Source organism: Salinibacterium sp. (assembly GCF_031364185.1).
Classification (GTDB): Bacteria; Actinomycetota; Actinomycetes; order Actinomycetales; family Microbacteriaceae; genus Rhodoglobus.
Map to the genome: position 1 here is coordinate 26,482 of NZ_JANLVV010000396.1, position 14,299 is coordinate 40,780.

A 14,299-nucleotide genomic window follows, 5' to 3' on the forward strand; every position below is an offset into this window, starting at 1 on the left:
AGTGGCCGTGCCTAGACTTTCACTATGGAACCCACGCGCTCGGTACGGCCATTCGAGGTCATCAGCGAGTACATCCCGAGCGGTGACCAGCCTCAGGCCATTGCCGAGTTGGCTCAGCGTATCAATGCGGGCGAGACGGATGTTGTTTTGCTTGGCGCTACCGGCACGGGCAAGTCGGCGACGACGGCATGGCTGATCGAACAGGTCCAGCGTCCCACGCTCGTGCTTTCTCACAATAAGACGCTCGCGGCGCAGCTCGCCAATGAATTTCGCGACCTCATGCCGAATAATGCCGTCGAGTATTTTGTGTCGTACTACGACTATTACCAGCCCGAGGCGTACATCCCGCAGACCGATACGTTCATCGAGAAGGATTCTTCGATCAACGCCGAGGTCGAGCGACTTCGCCATTCCACGACGAATTCCCTTCTGAGTCGCCGCGACGTGGTGGTGGTGTCCACCGTCTCGTGCATCTACGGCCTCGGCGCCGCCGAGTCGTACCTCGAGGCCATGGTGGCCCTTCAGGTTGGGCAGAAAATAGATCGCGAAACCCTCATCCGGCGCTTCGTGTCGATGCAGTACCAGCGCAATGACTACGACTTCTCCCGCGGCACGTTCCGAGTTCGCGGCGACACCATCGAGATCATCCCCGTCTACGAAGAATTGGCCATTCGAATCGAGATGTTCGGCAACGAGATCGAGGCCATCTACGCACTGCATCCCCTAACCGGGGATGTGGTGAGAACGATGGATGCGGTTTCCGTCTTCCCGGGAACCCATTACGCCGCGAGCCCGGCGACCATCCAGCGCGCCATTGTGACCATCCAGGAGGAGCTCGCCGAGCGCCTGCAGGAGTTCGAGCGCCAGGGCAAACTCCTCGAAGCACAGCGGCTCCGCATGCGCACGACCTTCGACATCGAGATGATGGAGCAAATCGGGTTCTGCAACGGCATTGAAAACTACTCCCGCCACATGGACGGGCGCCAGCCTGGCGAGGCACCACACTGCCTGCTCGACTATTTCGCCGAAGACTTTCTCGTGGTGATCGACGAATCGCACGTGACAGTCCCGCAGATCGGTGCCATGTATGAGGGGGATGCCTCGCGCAAACGCACCCTGGTTGAGCACGGCTTTCGCCTGCCGAGCGCCATGGATAACCGACCTCTTAAGTGGGAGGAGTTCCTCAACCGGGTGGGGCAGAAGGTCTACCTCTCCGCGACCCCGGGGAAGTATGAGATGGGCATCACTGATTCCGTTGTCGAGCAGGTGATCCGTCCCACCGGGCTGGTCGACCCTCAGATCCTCGTAAAGCCGTCCAAGGGGCAGATCGACGACCTGCTTGAGCAGATCCGCATCCGGGTGGAGAAGAACGAGCGAGTGCTGGTCACCACGCTGACGAAAAAGATGGCGGAAGAACTCACCGAATTCCTGGGCGAGCACGGAGTGCGCGTCCGGTACCTGCACTCCGATGTCGATACCCTACGCCGCGTCGAGTTGCTCACCGAACTGCGCCAGGGCGTGTACGACGTGCTTGTCGGCATCAACCTGCTGCGTGAGGGCCTCGACCTGCCCGAGGTCTCGCTTGTCGCGATCCTCGATGCGGATAAGGAAGGGTTCCTGCGGTCGGGAACCTCGTTGATTCAGACCATCGGGCGGGCCGCACGTAACGTTTCGGGCGAGGTGCACATGTACGCCGACGTGATGACGGATTCCATGGCCAAGGCCATCGATGAAACAACGCGACGCCGTGATAAGCAGATCGCCTACAACCTCGAGCGCGGCATCGATCCACAACCCCTCCGCAAGAAGATCGCCGATATCACTGACCAGATCATGCGCGAGGCGGGGGACACCGCCGCGGTGCTCGCGGGCAAGTCCGACTCAAGCCGCAAACGCGCGCCTACTCCCAACCTCAAGCGCGAAGGTCTTGCGGCCGCTGGGGGCAACGACCTCGAGAAAATTATCTTCGATCTCAACGAGCAGATGCTGCAGGCGGCAGGCGAGCTGAAGTTCGAGCTCGCCGGTCGGCTGCGCGACGAGGTACAGGATCTCAAGAAGGAACTTCGCCAGATGGAGCAGGCCGGCCACCTCCGTTAGGTGGGCGTCAAGCCCCGACCAATGTCGGCCTTATCCGTAGAATGTAGAGAGTGTCAATTACTGAAATCGAAGAGCTGGACGAGAGCTCCATGCTCGATGCAATCGAGTCGAAGACTGCGCCGAACGGCACACTGACGGTCCGCGGTGCCCGAGTTCACAATCTGCGAAATGTGGACCTTGAAATTCCTCGCGATTCGCTCGTGGTCTTCACCGGCCTCTCCGGTTCAGGCAAGTCGAGTCTCGCTTTCGACACCATTTTCGCGGAGGGGCAGCGGCGGTACGTCGAGTCCCTTTCGGCCTACGCGCGGCAGTTCCTGGGCCAGGTCGACCGACCTGACGTTGACTTCATCGAGGGGCTCAGCCCCGCGGTATCCATCGATCAGAAATCGACTAACCGCAACCCGAGGTCGACGGTGGGCACAATCACCGAGATCTATGACTACATGCGTCTGCTGTGGGCGAGAATCGGCGTCCCGCACTGCCCGGTGTGTGGCGAACTCATCTCGCGCCAGAGTGTGCAGCAGATCGCTGACCAGCTCATGACCCTCGACACCGGCACCCGCTATCAGATTGTCAGCCCGGTCATTTCGCAGAAGAAGGGGGAATTCGTCGATCTGTTTGCCGAGCTTGCTACCAGCGGTTACTCGCGAGCGCTCGTTGATGGGGAGCAGATTCAACTCAGCGATCCGCCCAAGCTGAAGAAACAGTACAAGCACGACATCTCAGTCGTCGTCGACCGACTTGTAGCCGGTGACGATATCCTGACGCGACTCACAGACTCTCTCGAGACCGCGCTCCGTCTCACCGACGGTGTGGTGTCGATCAACTACGTCGATCGTGAGGGGGATGCCGCGTGGCGTACCTTCTCTGAAAAGCTCTCGTGCCCCAACAACCACCCCCTGCAACTTACCGAAATTGAACCGCGCACCTTTTCGTTCAATGCACCCTTTGGCGCCTGCCCTGAGTGTTCGGGGCTCGGAACCCGGATGTCGGTTGACTCGGAGCTACTGATTGCCGGTGACACCGTCAGTCTTGCCGAAGGGGCAATCCTCCCGTGGACCAGTGCGGGCAAGGGACTGTTCAACTATTTCGAGAAGCTACTGGTGGGCCTGTCACAGGATCTCGATTTCTCTCTGAAAACCCCCTGGGGTGAACTGTCAGAAGAGGTACGCGAGGCGATCCTTCGAGGCAACAACTTCGAGGTGACCGTCCGGTGGAAGAACCGCTTCGGTCGCGAGATGAAGTATTCGACGGGCTTCGAGGGTGTCATCCCGTATATGGAGCGCAAATACATCGAGGCTGAGACCGACACCCAACGACAGCGGGTCGCTGACTATCTGCGCGAGGTCCCGTGCCCGGTCTGCGACGGCAAGCGACTGAAGCCCGAAGTCCTGGCCGTCACCGTCGACGGCTCGAGCATTTCCGATATCTGCGACCTTAGCCTGCTGAATGCCTATGAATTCATGAAGAACCTGGAGCTGTCGGCACGCGATGCAAAGATTGCCGCGCAGGTGCTGCGTGAGATTCGATTGCGCCTCGAGTTCCTGATCGAAGTGGGGCTGAGTTACCTCAATCTCATGCGTGCGGCGGCCACCCTGAGCGGTGGTGAGGCCCAGCGCATCCGGCTGGCAACTCAGATCGGCTCGGGACTCACCGGGGTGCTCTATGTGCTTGACGAACCAAGCATCGGCCTGCACCAGCGTGACAACCGTCGCCTGATCGAGACTCTTGTCAAGCTCAAGAACCTCGGTAATACCCTGATCGTGGTCGAGCACGACGAAGACACCATCAGGACGGCGGACTGGATCGTCGATATCGGCCCAGGGGCCGGGGAACACGGCGGCGAGGTTGTGCATTCAGGCTCGTATGAGGGGCTGCTGGCCAACCGCCGATCGATCACCGGCGACTACCTCGCCGGGCGCAGGTCCATCGAAACGCCAAAGAAGCGCAGGAAGATAGATAAGTCCCGCCAGGTCATCGTCGAGGGTGCGAGAGCCAACAATCTCAGGAATGTGACCGTGGGCTTCCCGCTGGGAGTGTTTACCGCGGTGACCGGAGTCAGCGGGTCAGGCAAGTCGAGCCTGGTCAACGACATCCTGTACAAGGTGCTGGCCAATCAGTTGAATGGCGCTCGTCAGATGGCAGGCAAGCACACTCGCGTAACCGGGCTGGACAACCTCGACAAGGTCGTTCATGTGGACCAGGCACCGATCGGTCGAACGCCCCGATCGAACCCGGCAACCTACACCGGGGTGTTCGACAAGATCCGCACGCTGTTCTCCGAGACGGCCGACGCAAAGGCCCGCGGCTACTTACCCGGTCGGTTCAGCTTCAACGTCAAGGGTGGCCGCTGCGAGAACTGCTCGGGTGACGGCACGATCAAGATCGAGATGAACTTTCTCCCGGATGTCTACGTCGCGTGCGAGGTGTGCGGGGGAGCAAGGTACAACCGCGAAACACTCGCAGTGAAGTACAAAAATAAGAACATTGCTGAAGTGCTGGACATGCCGATCAGTGAGGCGGCCGAATTCTTCGAGGCAATCTCGTCGATTCACCGCTACCTGAAGACTCTCGAAGAGGTCGGGCTGGGGTATGTGCGACTTGGACAGAGCGCGACCACCCTGTCTGGTGGCGAGGCGCAGCGGGTCAAGTTGGCTACCGAACTGCAGCGCAGGTCGATGGGTCGCAGCATCTATGTACTCGACGAACCCACGACCGGGCTTCATTTTGAGGATGTACGCAAGCTGCTGATGGTGCTCAACGGGCTGGTCGATAAGGGCAATACGGTCATCGTCATTGAACACAATCTCGACGTCATCAAATCAGCGGACTGGCTGATCGACCTCGGGCCGGAGGGCGGCGCCGGGGGCGGCGAAGTGCTGTCGATCGGCACTCCCGAGCAGTTGGCACGGGTGGAGGGCAGCCACACGGGCGTATTCCTGAAAGAGACCTTGGAAGGCAGCCGTGCTTAGTCCCGGCGCGGACTGAGCGTTGACCATGGCTCCCACGGTGCACTGGCGCCCTCGCGCCGGTGAGATCCCGCAGCAGCCCGGGGTCTACAGGTTCAGGGATTCCTCGTCCCGCGTGTTGTACGTCGGCAAGGCGAAGAATCTGAGGTCGCGGCTCAGTAATTATTTTGCGCCGCTGGCCTCGTTGCATGAACGTACTCGCCGGATGGTGTTGACCGCGTCATCCGTCGAATGGACCGTCGTCAGCAATGACTTTGAAGCGCTCCAACTGGAGTTCACGTGGATCAAAGAGTTCGACCCACCCTTCAATGTGCAGTACAAGGATGACAAGTCGTATCCGTATCTTGCGATCACCCTCGGAGACGCCGTGCCGCGGGTGCTGGTCACTCGCAACCGCACCATTCCCAACGCGCGTTATTTCGGCCCGTACAGCCGCGCCTGGGCGATCCGCGAGACCGTCGACATCATGCTGAAAGCCTTCCCGATGCGCAGTTGCTCCGAGTCGACATATAAGCGGGCCCAGCAGACCGGGCGACCATGCCTGCTCGGCGACATCGGCAAGTGCGCGGCGCCCTGCGTTGGCCGGGTCACGCTCGAAGAACACAAGTCGATAGCTCTCGACTTTGCCAGCTTCATGGGAGGCAACGACTCCCGGTACCTGACCACCATTACGAAGCGGATGAGAGATGCCTCCGCCGCCCTGGACTACGAGTCTGCCGCGCGGTTTCGTGACCAGATCGCCGCCATGGAGACGGCACTGGCAAAGAATGCGGTCGTACTCGACGATGGAGTCGATGCCGACTTATTCGGCATTGCCCACGATGAACTCGCTGCCGCCGTCCAGCAATTCATCGTGCGCGGCGGCCGCATCCGGGGTGTGAGGGGGTGGGTCGTCGACAAAGAGCTCGATGTTGACCTGCCTGATCTGGTCGAATCCGTTTTGCAGAATGCATATGAAGATACCGTGCCTCCCCGGGACGTGTTCGTGCCCGCGACTCCGGATGACGTTGGAGCGCTGGAGCGCTGGCTGGGGGAGCTACGTGGTCCCGGCGCGCGCGTCAAGGTGGCGGTGGCCAGGCGCGGCGATAAGGCAACCCTGGCGCAGACCGTGACCCAGAATGCGCAGAATGCTCTCATTCTCTACAAGACGCGGCGCAGCGGCGATTTCGTCGCGAGATCGCAGGCCCTCGCTGACATCCAGGACGCGCTCTCGATGAAGGATGCCCCGCTTCGCATGGAGTGCTACGACGTATCGCACCTGAGCGGCACCAACATCGTCGCGTCCATGGTGGTGTTCGAAGACGGACTCCCGCGCAAGGACCAGTACCGTCGCTTCAGCATTCCGGAGTCGACGGACGATACCGAGTCGATCTACCAAACACTCTCGCGGCGGCTCGCCTACCTTCGGGAGCCTGAGTCCAGCCCGGCCGACGAGGCGTTGGATGACGCGGATGGCGTCGAAACCCGGCGAAAGAAATTTGCGTATCCACCGCAGCTGCTCATTGTCGATGGCGGCCAGCCGCAGGTGGCAGCGGCACAGCGTGCGCTGGACGATGCCGGTGTCTCGGGCATCCAGTTGTGTGGCATCGCTAAACGGCTTGAGGAGATCTGGCTGCCAGGCTCAGACTTCCCGGTGATCCTGCCACGCAACAGCGACGCTCTGTTCCTCATTCAGCGGATTCGCGATGAGGCCCACCGGTTCGCGATCAGCTACCAGCGCCAGAAGCGCAGGAACGACATCCACTCCGTTCTCACGGACATTCCCGGTCTCGGTCCCTCGCGCGTGCGTGAACTTCTCAAGCACTTCGGGTCGGTATCCCGACTTAGGAACGCCAATACCGGCGATGTCGGCGAAGTGAAAGGCATTGGCCCTGTCCTGGCGTCAACCATCGTGGAGCGGCTGCGACAGTGACGCGCTGCCGGTAGTCTTGACCCACGATGCCGGCCGAGCTTGACCACCAGGAGATGTTGATCGTCACCGGTATGTCCGGCGCCGGTCGTTCCACTGTCGCCAATGCCCTGGAGGACCTTGGCTGGTATGTCGTCGACAACCTGCCGCCCCAGATGCTGACGCCACTCGTAGAACTGGCACAACGCGCCGGTGAGTCACTTCCGCGCATAGCCGCCGTGGTGGACGTGCGTGGTGGCAGGCTATTTTCCGACGTGCAGGAGGCGATCGAGTCCCTCCGTGACAGCATTGTGATGCAGGTGTTGTTTCTCGACGCCACCGACGCGGCCCTGGTTCGTCGTTTCGAGCAGGTTCGGCGCCCCCATCCCCTGCAGGGCGATGGAACGCCCCTTGACGGAATCGCCGCGGAGCGTGCCCGGATGGCGGAAATCCGCTCCACTAGTGACCTAATCATTGACACGTCAGAGCTGAACGTCCACCAACTGGCGAGTGCGATTGCCGAAAAGTTCTCGGCAGCAGACGCCGCCGGGCTGAGAATCACGGTCGAAAGTTTCGGCTATAAATACGGCCTGCCAGCGGACGCAGACATGGTTGCCGACTGCAGATTCCTGCCCAACCCCTTCTGGATTCCAGAACTGAAGCCACTCAACGGCCAGGATGCGGCCGTGCGAGACTATGTGCTTTCCCAGGAGGGTGCGGCACAGTTCGTCAGCGATTATTCAAAGGCGATGGAGCCGGTATTCGCCGGATTCCAGCGCGAGAACAAAAGACACGCCACGATCGCCATCGGCTGCACGGGCGGCAAACACCGTTCCGTCGCGATCGCGGGGGAGCTGGCAGCAGCGCTGCGCACACTCCCCGGCGTTGTCGTCAGCATCAAACATCGCGACCTCGGCCGCGAGTGACCCGGCGGTGGCGTGCAGCGCCATCGCCTATGAATGAAGGAGAGCCCTGTGGCACTGACTGCCGACGTCAAAGAAGAACTGACGAGCATTAATTCTGGAAAGACAACAGTACGGGCGGCAGAGCTTGCGACCATCCTGCGATTTTCCGGCGGTCTTCATGTGATCTCGGGCCGCATTGCGGTCGAGTCTGAACTTGAGACCGAGCAGCTTGCGAGACGGGTGCGTAAAGATATCGCGGAACTCTATGGCGTCCGCTCCGATGCGTCCGTGGTGTCTGCGTCCGGCACGAGACGCACAAGTCACTACCTGATAAGGGTGCTTGAGGGCGGCGAGACTCTCGCACGCCAGACTGGCCTGTTGGATGCGAGACGAAGGCCTATTCGCGGACTTCCCAACCGGCTCACGACGGGAAGCCGTGAGGAATTGGCGGCCGTTTGGCGTGGCGCGTTCCTCGCCGCGGGCAGCCTCACTGACCCAGGTCGGTCGGCAGCACTCGAGGTAACCTGCCCAGGTAATGAGGCGGCGATGGCTCTGGTCGGCGCTGCAGGCAGATTGAAGATCTCGGCCAAGGCGCGCGAGGTGCGGGGTGTGCACAGGGTCGTGGTTCGAGACGGTGAGGCGATCAGCGCGATGCTGATTCTGATGGGTGCCGAGAGGAGCGTCGAGAGCTGGAACGAGCTGCGACAACGTCGCGAGGTTCGCGCGACCGCCAACCGGCTGGTGAATTTCGATGATGCCAATTTGCGTCGTTCCGCGCAGGCCGCGGTTGCCGCGTGCGCGCGGGTTGAGAGGGCCCTTGAGATTATCGGTGAGGACGTACCGTTCCATCTACAGTACGCGGGGCAGCTTCGGCTGAGATTCCGCGATTCAAGCCTGGATGAGTTGGGTCATCACGCCGACCCTCCGATGACAAAGGATGCGGTGGCCGGGCGAATCCGTCGCCTCCTCGCCATGGCGGATAAGCGAGCGTCCGATCTCGGAATTCCCGGAACTGATGCCAACCTGCCGCCCGACCTGGATGAATAGATCGGTGACCAATCCTGTGAGTGTGCCGTTCCATGAGCGGTCGACTTATCGGTGGGCCGGGAAGCATCTTCCGGCTGCACCGGTTGTGGTGAGTACACTGGAAACGCCACCCCAACACGACTACGAATCGTTTTCCGGGGTCGATTAGCTAGGAGAAATGATGGCTGAATACACTCTTCCCGAGCTCCCGTATGACTACTCGGCGCTTGCTCCGAGCATTAGCGGAGCGATCATGGAGCTTCATCACGGCAAGCACCACCAGGCATACGTGACAGGCGCGAATGCGGCTCTCGCCGGGCTTGCGGCTGCTCGTGACGCTGGTGATCTCGCCAACGTGAATAAACTCGAGAAAGACCTGTCGTTCAACCTCGGCGGGCACATCAATCACTCGATCTTCTGGACCAACCTTTCGCCGGATGGCGGTGATAAGCCCAGCGGCGACCTCGCCAGTGCCATCGACGATAATTTCGGCTCGTTCGACAAGTTCACCGCTCACTTCACCGCGACCGCGCTCGGAGTGCAGGGCTCGGGTTGGGCGGTTCTCGCCTGGGATTCGATCGGTGAGAACCTCATCATCGTGCAGTTTTTCGACCAGCAGGGAAATCTCCCGGCAGGCATCGTTCCCCTGCTGATGCTGGATGTCTGGGAGCATGCGTACTACCTCGATTACAAAAATGTTCGCGCCGACTATGTCACGGCGTTCTGGAATATTGCCAATTGGGCAAATGTCCAGCAGCGTTTCGACGTCGCGCGCGCCAAGACCAATGGGCTGCTGCTACTGTCATAGCGGCGTCGTGGCCGGGCTCTAAGAGCCCGGCCATTCCTCTTCCCCACCACCACCTGAAGCACGAAGCGTCCTTCGGCGCCTGAGCAACTGGAGTACAAGTGACCGTCAAGATTGGCATCAATGGATTCGGCCGCATCGGTCGTAATTTCTTCCGCGCGGCTCTCGCCACGGGAAGCGACCTCGAAATAGTGGCCGTCAATGACCTCGACAATCCCGCAGCGCTCGCACACCTGCTCAAGTACGACACCGTGGGCGGTCGCCTCGACGCAACGGTCGAGGTCGATGGCGACACCATTATTGTCAATGGCACGCCGATCAAGGTCCTGGCAGAGCGTGACCCGGCGGCTCTGCCATGGGGTGAACTTGGCGTCGATATCGTCATTGAGTCCACCGGTCGCTTCACGAAGTCTGACGATGCTCGTAAGCACATTACGGCTGGTGCAAAAAAGGTCATCGTTTCTGCCCCAGCATCGGGCTCGGATGTCGCGACCATCGTCCTCGGAGTCAACGAGCAGACCTACGACGCGGCCATCCACGACATCATCTCAAATGCGTCATGCACCACGAATTGCCTGGCCCCGCTAGCGAAGGTTTTCCTGGAAAACTTTGGCATCGAGCGCGGACTCATGACCACGGTCCACGCCTACACCGCAGACCAGAATCTTCAGGATGGACCGCATAGCGACCTGCGTCGCGCCCGCGCTGCTGCGGCCAACATCATCCCGACGTCGACTGGTGCTGCTAAGGCTCTCGGCCTCGTCATCCCGGAGCTCCTGGGCAAGCTTGACGGCTACGCCCTGCGTGTGCCTGTCATCACTGGGTCGATCACCGACCTCACGGTGACTGCATCGCGCCCGGTCACTGTCGAGGAGGTCAACGCCGCGTATAAGGCGGCCGCTGAGGGGCCCCTGAAGGGCATCCTGAAGTACACCGAAGACGAGATCGTGTCGAGCGACATCGTAGGCGACCCGCATTCCTCGATCTTTGATGCCGGCCTCACCAAGGTCATCGGTGACCAGGTGAAGATCGCATCGTGGTACGACAACGAGTGGGGCTACTCAAACCGCCTCGTCGATGTGACCGAGTACGTCGGCGCCAGCCTCTAAGCCGCAGAGGGTCCGGATGTCGCTACGCACCCTTGAGTCTCTCGGCGAGCTTAAAGGTAAGAGGGTCGTCGTCCGCTGCGACCTGAACGTTCCACTCAACGATGGAGTCATCGCCGACGACGGACGCATCCGTGCGTCTCTCCCCACCCTCATGAGGCTGATTCAGGCTGGCGCGCGAGTCATCGTGGTGTCGCATCTCGGGCGACCGGACGGCGAGCCTGACGCGCGATACAGCCTTGCGCCCGTTGCTCGGAGGCTGGGTGAGTTGCTGGCGATGCCCGTGGTGTTTGCGTCAGACACCATCGGCTCCTCCGCCAGCGAGTCCGCAGCTCGGCTGGGTGATGGCGGTATCGCGCTATTGGAGAATCTGCGTTTCAACCCCGACGAAACGAGCAAAGACACGGTGGCGCGCACAACATTCGCCGCAAAGCTCGCGGCATTCGGTGATGCCTTTGTGTCTGACGGCTTCGGCGTCGTCCACCGAAAGCAGGCAAGCGTCTATGAACTGGCGAAGGCACTGCCCAGCGCTGCCGGGCTGCTCATCCAGCAGGAACTTGATGTGCTGGAGCGATTGACCGTCACCCCGGAGAAGCCTTACACGGTCGTGCTCGGGGGATCCAAGGTCTCAGACAAACTTGCCGTCATCGGCGCACTGTTGTCCAAGGTAGACAGGCTTCTCATTGGCGGCGGTATGCTGTTCACGTTCCTCGCTGCACTCGGACACAGGGTGGGGGCGAGCCTGCTCGAGGCCGACCAGATAGATGCGGTGAAGGGCTACCTCGCCGAGGCCGAGAGGCTGGGTGTGGATATCGTACTTCCCACCGATATCGTGGTCGCATCGAAGTTTGCTGCCAACGCAGAGCACGTAGTGGTGGCCGCCGGTTCGATCGAAGATACGGCGTTCGGAGCATCCGGTCTCGGTCTCGACATTGGCCCAGACACCGCCGCGCGATTCAGCGAGTTGATCATGGAGTCAAAAACGGTCTTCTGGAATGGGCCGATGGGCGTGTTCGAGCTTGCGCCATTCGCGGCGGGAACCCTCGCCGTGGCCTCGGCGCTCTCAACCTTCGACGGCTTCGGAGTCGTGGGTGGTGGAGATTCTGCAGCAGCGGTTCGCGCGCTCGGCTTCAACGACGACCAATTTGGTCACATTTCAACTGGCGGCGGCGCAAGTCTCGAGTTTCTCGAGGGAAAGTCGCTTCCCGGCCTGGAGGTCCTCGGATGGCACAAGTGAGTCGTATCCCGCTCATCGCAGGGAATTGGAAGATGAATCTGGATCACCTCCAGGCCATCGCCACAGTGCAAAAACTCGACTGGACATTGAAAGATGCACGGCACGACTACGGTGCTGCTGGTTCGGAGGTAGCGGTGTTCCCGCCGTTCACCGACCTGCGTTCGGTCCAGAATCTCATCGCCGCGGATAAGCTTGACATCGTCTTTGGCGGCCAGGATCTGTCTGAGCACGAAGCCGGTGCTTACACTGGCGAGATTTCGGGCGCGTTCCTCAAGGGGCTCGACTGCACCTATGTTCTCATCGGGCACTCCGAGCGACGCACGTTGCATGGGGAAACCGACCAGCAGTTGGCTCGCAAATTCTCTTCGGCCGTAAAGCACGGGCTCGTGCCGGTGCTCTGCGTCGGAGAAACCGCGGACGATCTCGAAGTTCATGGTCCAAGCGCCGTGCCGGTGGCGCAATTGCGAGCTACGTTGGCCGGGGTCACCGGAACTCCGAATTTCGTTATCGCCTACGAACCTGTGTGGGCCATCGGCTCCGGCCAGGCCGCAACTCCCGATCAGGCCGAGCAGGTGGCGGCGACGTTGCGCGCCACGGTGGCCGAGTTGCTGGGCGAGGAGACAGCCGACGCCACGCGCATCCTTTATGGCGGATCCGTAAAGTCGAGCAATATCGCAGGCTTTATGCGCCAGCCCAATGTTGACGGCGCCCTGGTTGGTGGTGCAAGCCTCGATGTCACCGAGTTCGCCAGTATTGCGCGCTTCCAGAAGCACGTCGGAACCTGAGTCGGCGAGGTTCACACAGCGCCGAACAGGGCGTATCGCCGACACCGACAATCTCACGTTGTCGGTTAGAGTAGTCGAGGCTTTCGAAAGGTAATCGTCGTGGAAATTCTTCAGGTAGTGCTGCAGGTGGTGCTCGGGCTCACCAGCCTGCTGCTGACGTTGCTTATTTTGCTGCATCGTGGCAGGGGTGGTGGGCTGTCCGACATGTTCGGCGGCGGAGTGACCTCCAATCTGGGTGCATCTGGTGTTGCCGAGCGGAACCTCAATCGCATCACCGTCATCCTCGGTGTGATCTGGATCAGTTGCATTGTCGTGTTGGGACTTATTACCAAATTCGATGGCGCCTAGGCCCTTCAAAATCTCTCTCCGGAGCAGTATCCCCACCCAGTCCGTTAGCCCTACAAGGCGCGGTATCCGTGCAAGGCCCAGTATCTTCGAAACACCACCTGTCTTCGCAATAACAAGTACCATCACAACAGCCAGTACCATCACAACAGCAGATCGAACTTAGGGGCATCGTGGCATCAGGCGGAAGTGCAATTCGAGGTTCTCGTGTTGGCGCGGGGCCCATGGGCGAACAGGATCGTGGATTTCACGCCGACCGCATGCAGGTGTCGTACTGGGACGAGATGGGTAACGAGACAGTTCGCAACTTTGCGGCAAACCTTCCTGAGGAAGAAATCCCCGAAACGATCGACTCGCCGTCTACTGGGCTTCCCGCCGGTCGCGACAAAGAGAATCCACCGTCGGTCACCAAACTCGAGCCGTACAAGACCCATTTGGCCTATGTCAAGGAACGCCGAAGTGAAGAGGAAGCCGCACAGCTTCTCGAAGAGGCTCTGACGCAGTTACGAGCACGTCGCGGCACCGTCGCGAACTAGCGGCGGCGTAATGGTGTGCGGGGCCTAGAACTCGAGATCGGTGTCATCGGCACCCGTCCAGAACTGGCCCGGCGTAATCAGATTCTCCGGCACGTGCGCCGCAGCGTCCGCATCGACGAAGAAGAGCGTCTTGCGCCGGCCCTCTACACCGGCCGCTGGCACCTCATTGACGCTGGCGCCAGCGAGGGTCAGGCCCAGCGCCGAGGCTTTGTCCGCCCCGGCGACAACAAGCCAGACCCGAGCGGATGAGTTAATCGCGACGAGAGTCATGCTGAGCCGTTCCGGGGGTGGCTTTGGCGATGTGCGTACCGAGATGACGGCCTTATCACGTTCGCGAATCCCGCCTCGCTCAGGGAAAAGTGACGCGACGTGCCCGTCGGGGCCCATGCCCAGGAAGGTGATGTCAAAGTGCGGCATGGAGGCATTCGCTGGGCTGTGCGCGATGATCTCATTCGCATAGGCATCCGAAGCAGCATCAAGGTCAAGGCCACTGTCGGATGCAGCAAAGGCGTGTACCCGCGCCGGGTCGAGTGCCACGTGGTCGAGCAGGGCCGCTCGCGCCTGGGTTTCGTTGCGATCAGGGTCGCCCGCAGGCAGCCA

Annotated in this window: 12 protein-coding genes; 11 read left to right on the forward strand and 1 reads right to left on the reverse strand. The window is 60.8% G+C overall.

The window, feature by feature from the left end; translation table 11 throughout:
* Window positions 1–24: 24 nt before the first annotated feature.
* The 11 genes from uvrB (at window position 25) to RMN95_RS17030 (ending at window position 13,699) form a co-directional block, all read left to right on the forward strand.
* Window positions 25–2,097, forward strand: a complete 2,073-nt coding sequence (uvrB, locus tag RMN95_RS16980) for an excinuclease ABC subunit UvrB (protein WP_309618081.1) — start codon at window positions 25–27, stop codon at window positions 2,095–2,097.
* An 89-nt stretch (window positions 2,098–2,186) separates the two neighbouring features.
* On the forward strand, window positions 2,187–5,069 hold the full coding sequence (uvrA, locus tag RMN95_RS16985) for an excinuclease ABC subunit UvrA (RefSeq protein ID WP_309618093.1): 2,883 nt from the start codon (window positions 2,187–2,189) through the stop codon (window positions 5,067–5,069).
* 25 nt (window positions 5,070–5,094) lie between these two features.
* Entirely contained in the window at window positions 5,095–6,978 is a 1,884-nt protein-coding gene (gene uvrC / locus RMN95_RS16990) for an excinuclease ABC subunit UvrC (RefSeq protein WP_309618082.1), read from the forward strand.
* A 26-nt stretch (window positions 6,979–7,004) separates the two neighbouring features.
* Entirely contained in the window at window positions 7,005–7,880 is an 876-nt protein-coding gene (gene rapZ, locus RMN95_RS16995) for an RNase adapter RapZ (RefSeq protein WP_309618083.1), read from the forward strand.
* 48 nt (window positions 7,881–7,928) lie between these two features.
* A complete protein-coding gene (gene whiA, locus RMN95_RS17000) occupies window positions 7,929–8,906 on the forward strand; it encodes a DNA-binding protein WhiA (protein WP_309618084.1) in 978 nt (325 codons plus the stop codon).
* A gap of 160 nt (window positions 8,907–9,066) precedes the next feature.
* Entirely contained in the window at window positions 9,067–9,693 is a 627-nt protein-coding gene (locus RMN95_RS17005) for a superoxide dismutase (RefSeq protein ID WP_309618085.1), read from the forward strand.
* A gap of 98 nt (window positions 9,694–9,791) precedes the next feature.
* Window positions 9,792–10,799 (forward strand): type I glyceraldehyde-3-phosphate dehydrogenase, encoded by a 1,008-nt coding sequence (gene gap / locus RMN95_RS17010; protein WP_309618086.1) that lies wholly within the window; start codon window positions 9,792–9,794, stop codon window positions 10,797–10,799.
* 16 nt (window positions 10,800–10,815) lie between these two features.
* Complete coding sequence (locus RMN95_RS17015; protein ID WP_309618087.1) at window positions 10,816–12,033, forward strand: phosphoglycerate kinase; 1,218 nt, start codon at window positions 10,816–10,818, stop codon at window positions 12,031–12,033.
* Window positions 12,021–12,818 carry a triose-phosphate isomerase gene (tpiA, locus tag RMN95_RS17020; protein WP_309618088.1) on the forward strand — a complete coding sequence of 266 codons (798 nt, stop codon included), beginning with the start codon at window positions 12,021–12,023 and terminating at the stop codon, window positions 12,816–12,818. Before RMN95_RS17015 ends, tpiA begins: the two co-directional genes overlap by 13 nt.
* 99 nt (window positions 12,819–12,917) lie before the next feature.
* The gene (gene secG, locus RMN95_RS17025) at window positions 12,918–13,166 is read left to right on the forward strand and encodes a preprotein translocase subunit SecG (protein ID WP_309618089.1); all 249 of its coding nucleotides are present in this window, start codon (window positions 12,918–12,920) and stop codon (window positions 13,164–13,166) included.
* 170 nt (window positions 13,167–13,336) lie between these two features.
* Window positions 13,337–13,699, forward strand: a complete 363-nt coding sequence (locus tag RMN95_RS17030) for an RNA polymerase-binding protein RbpA (protein ID WP_309618090.1) — start codon at window positions 13,337–13,339, stop codon at window positions 13,697–13,699.
* A 24-nt stretch (window positions 13,700–13,723) separates the two neighbouring features.
* Here RMN95_RS17030 and pgl read toward each other — a convergent pair.
* On the reverse strand, window positions 13,724–14,299 hold a 576-nt coding region (gene pgl, locus RMN95_RS17035; RefSeq protein WP_309618091.1), incomplete at its 5' end, for a 6-phosphogluconolactonase.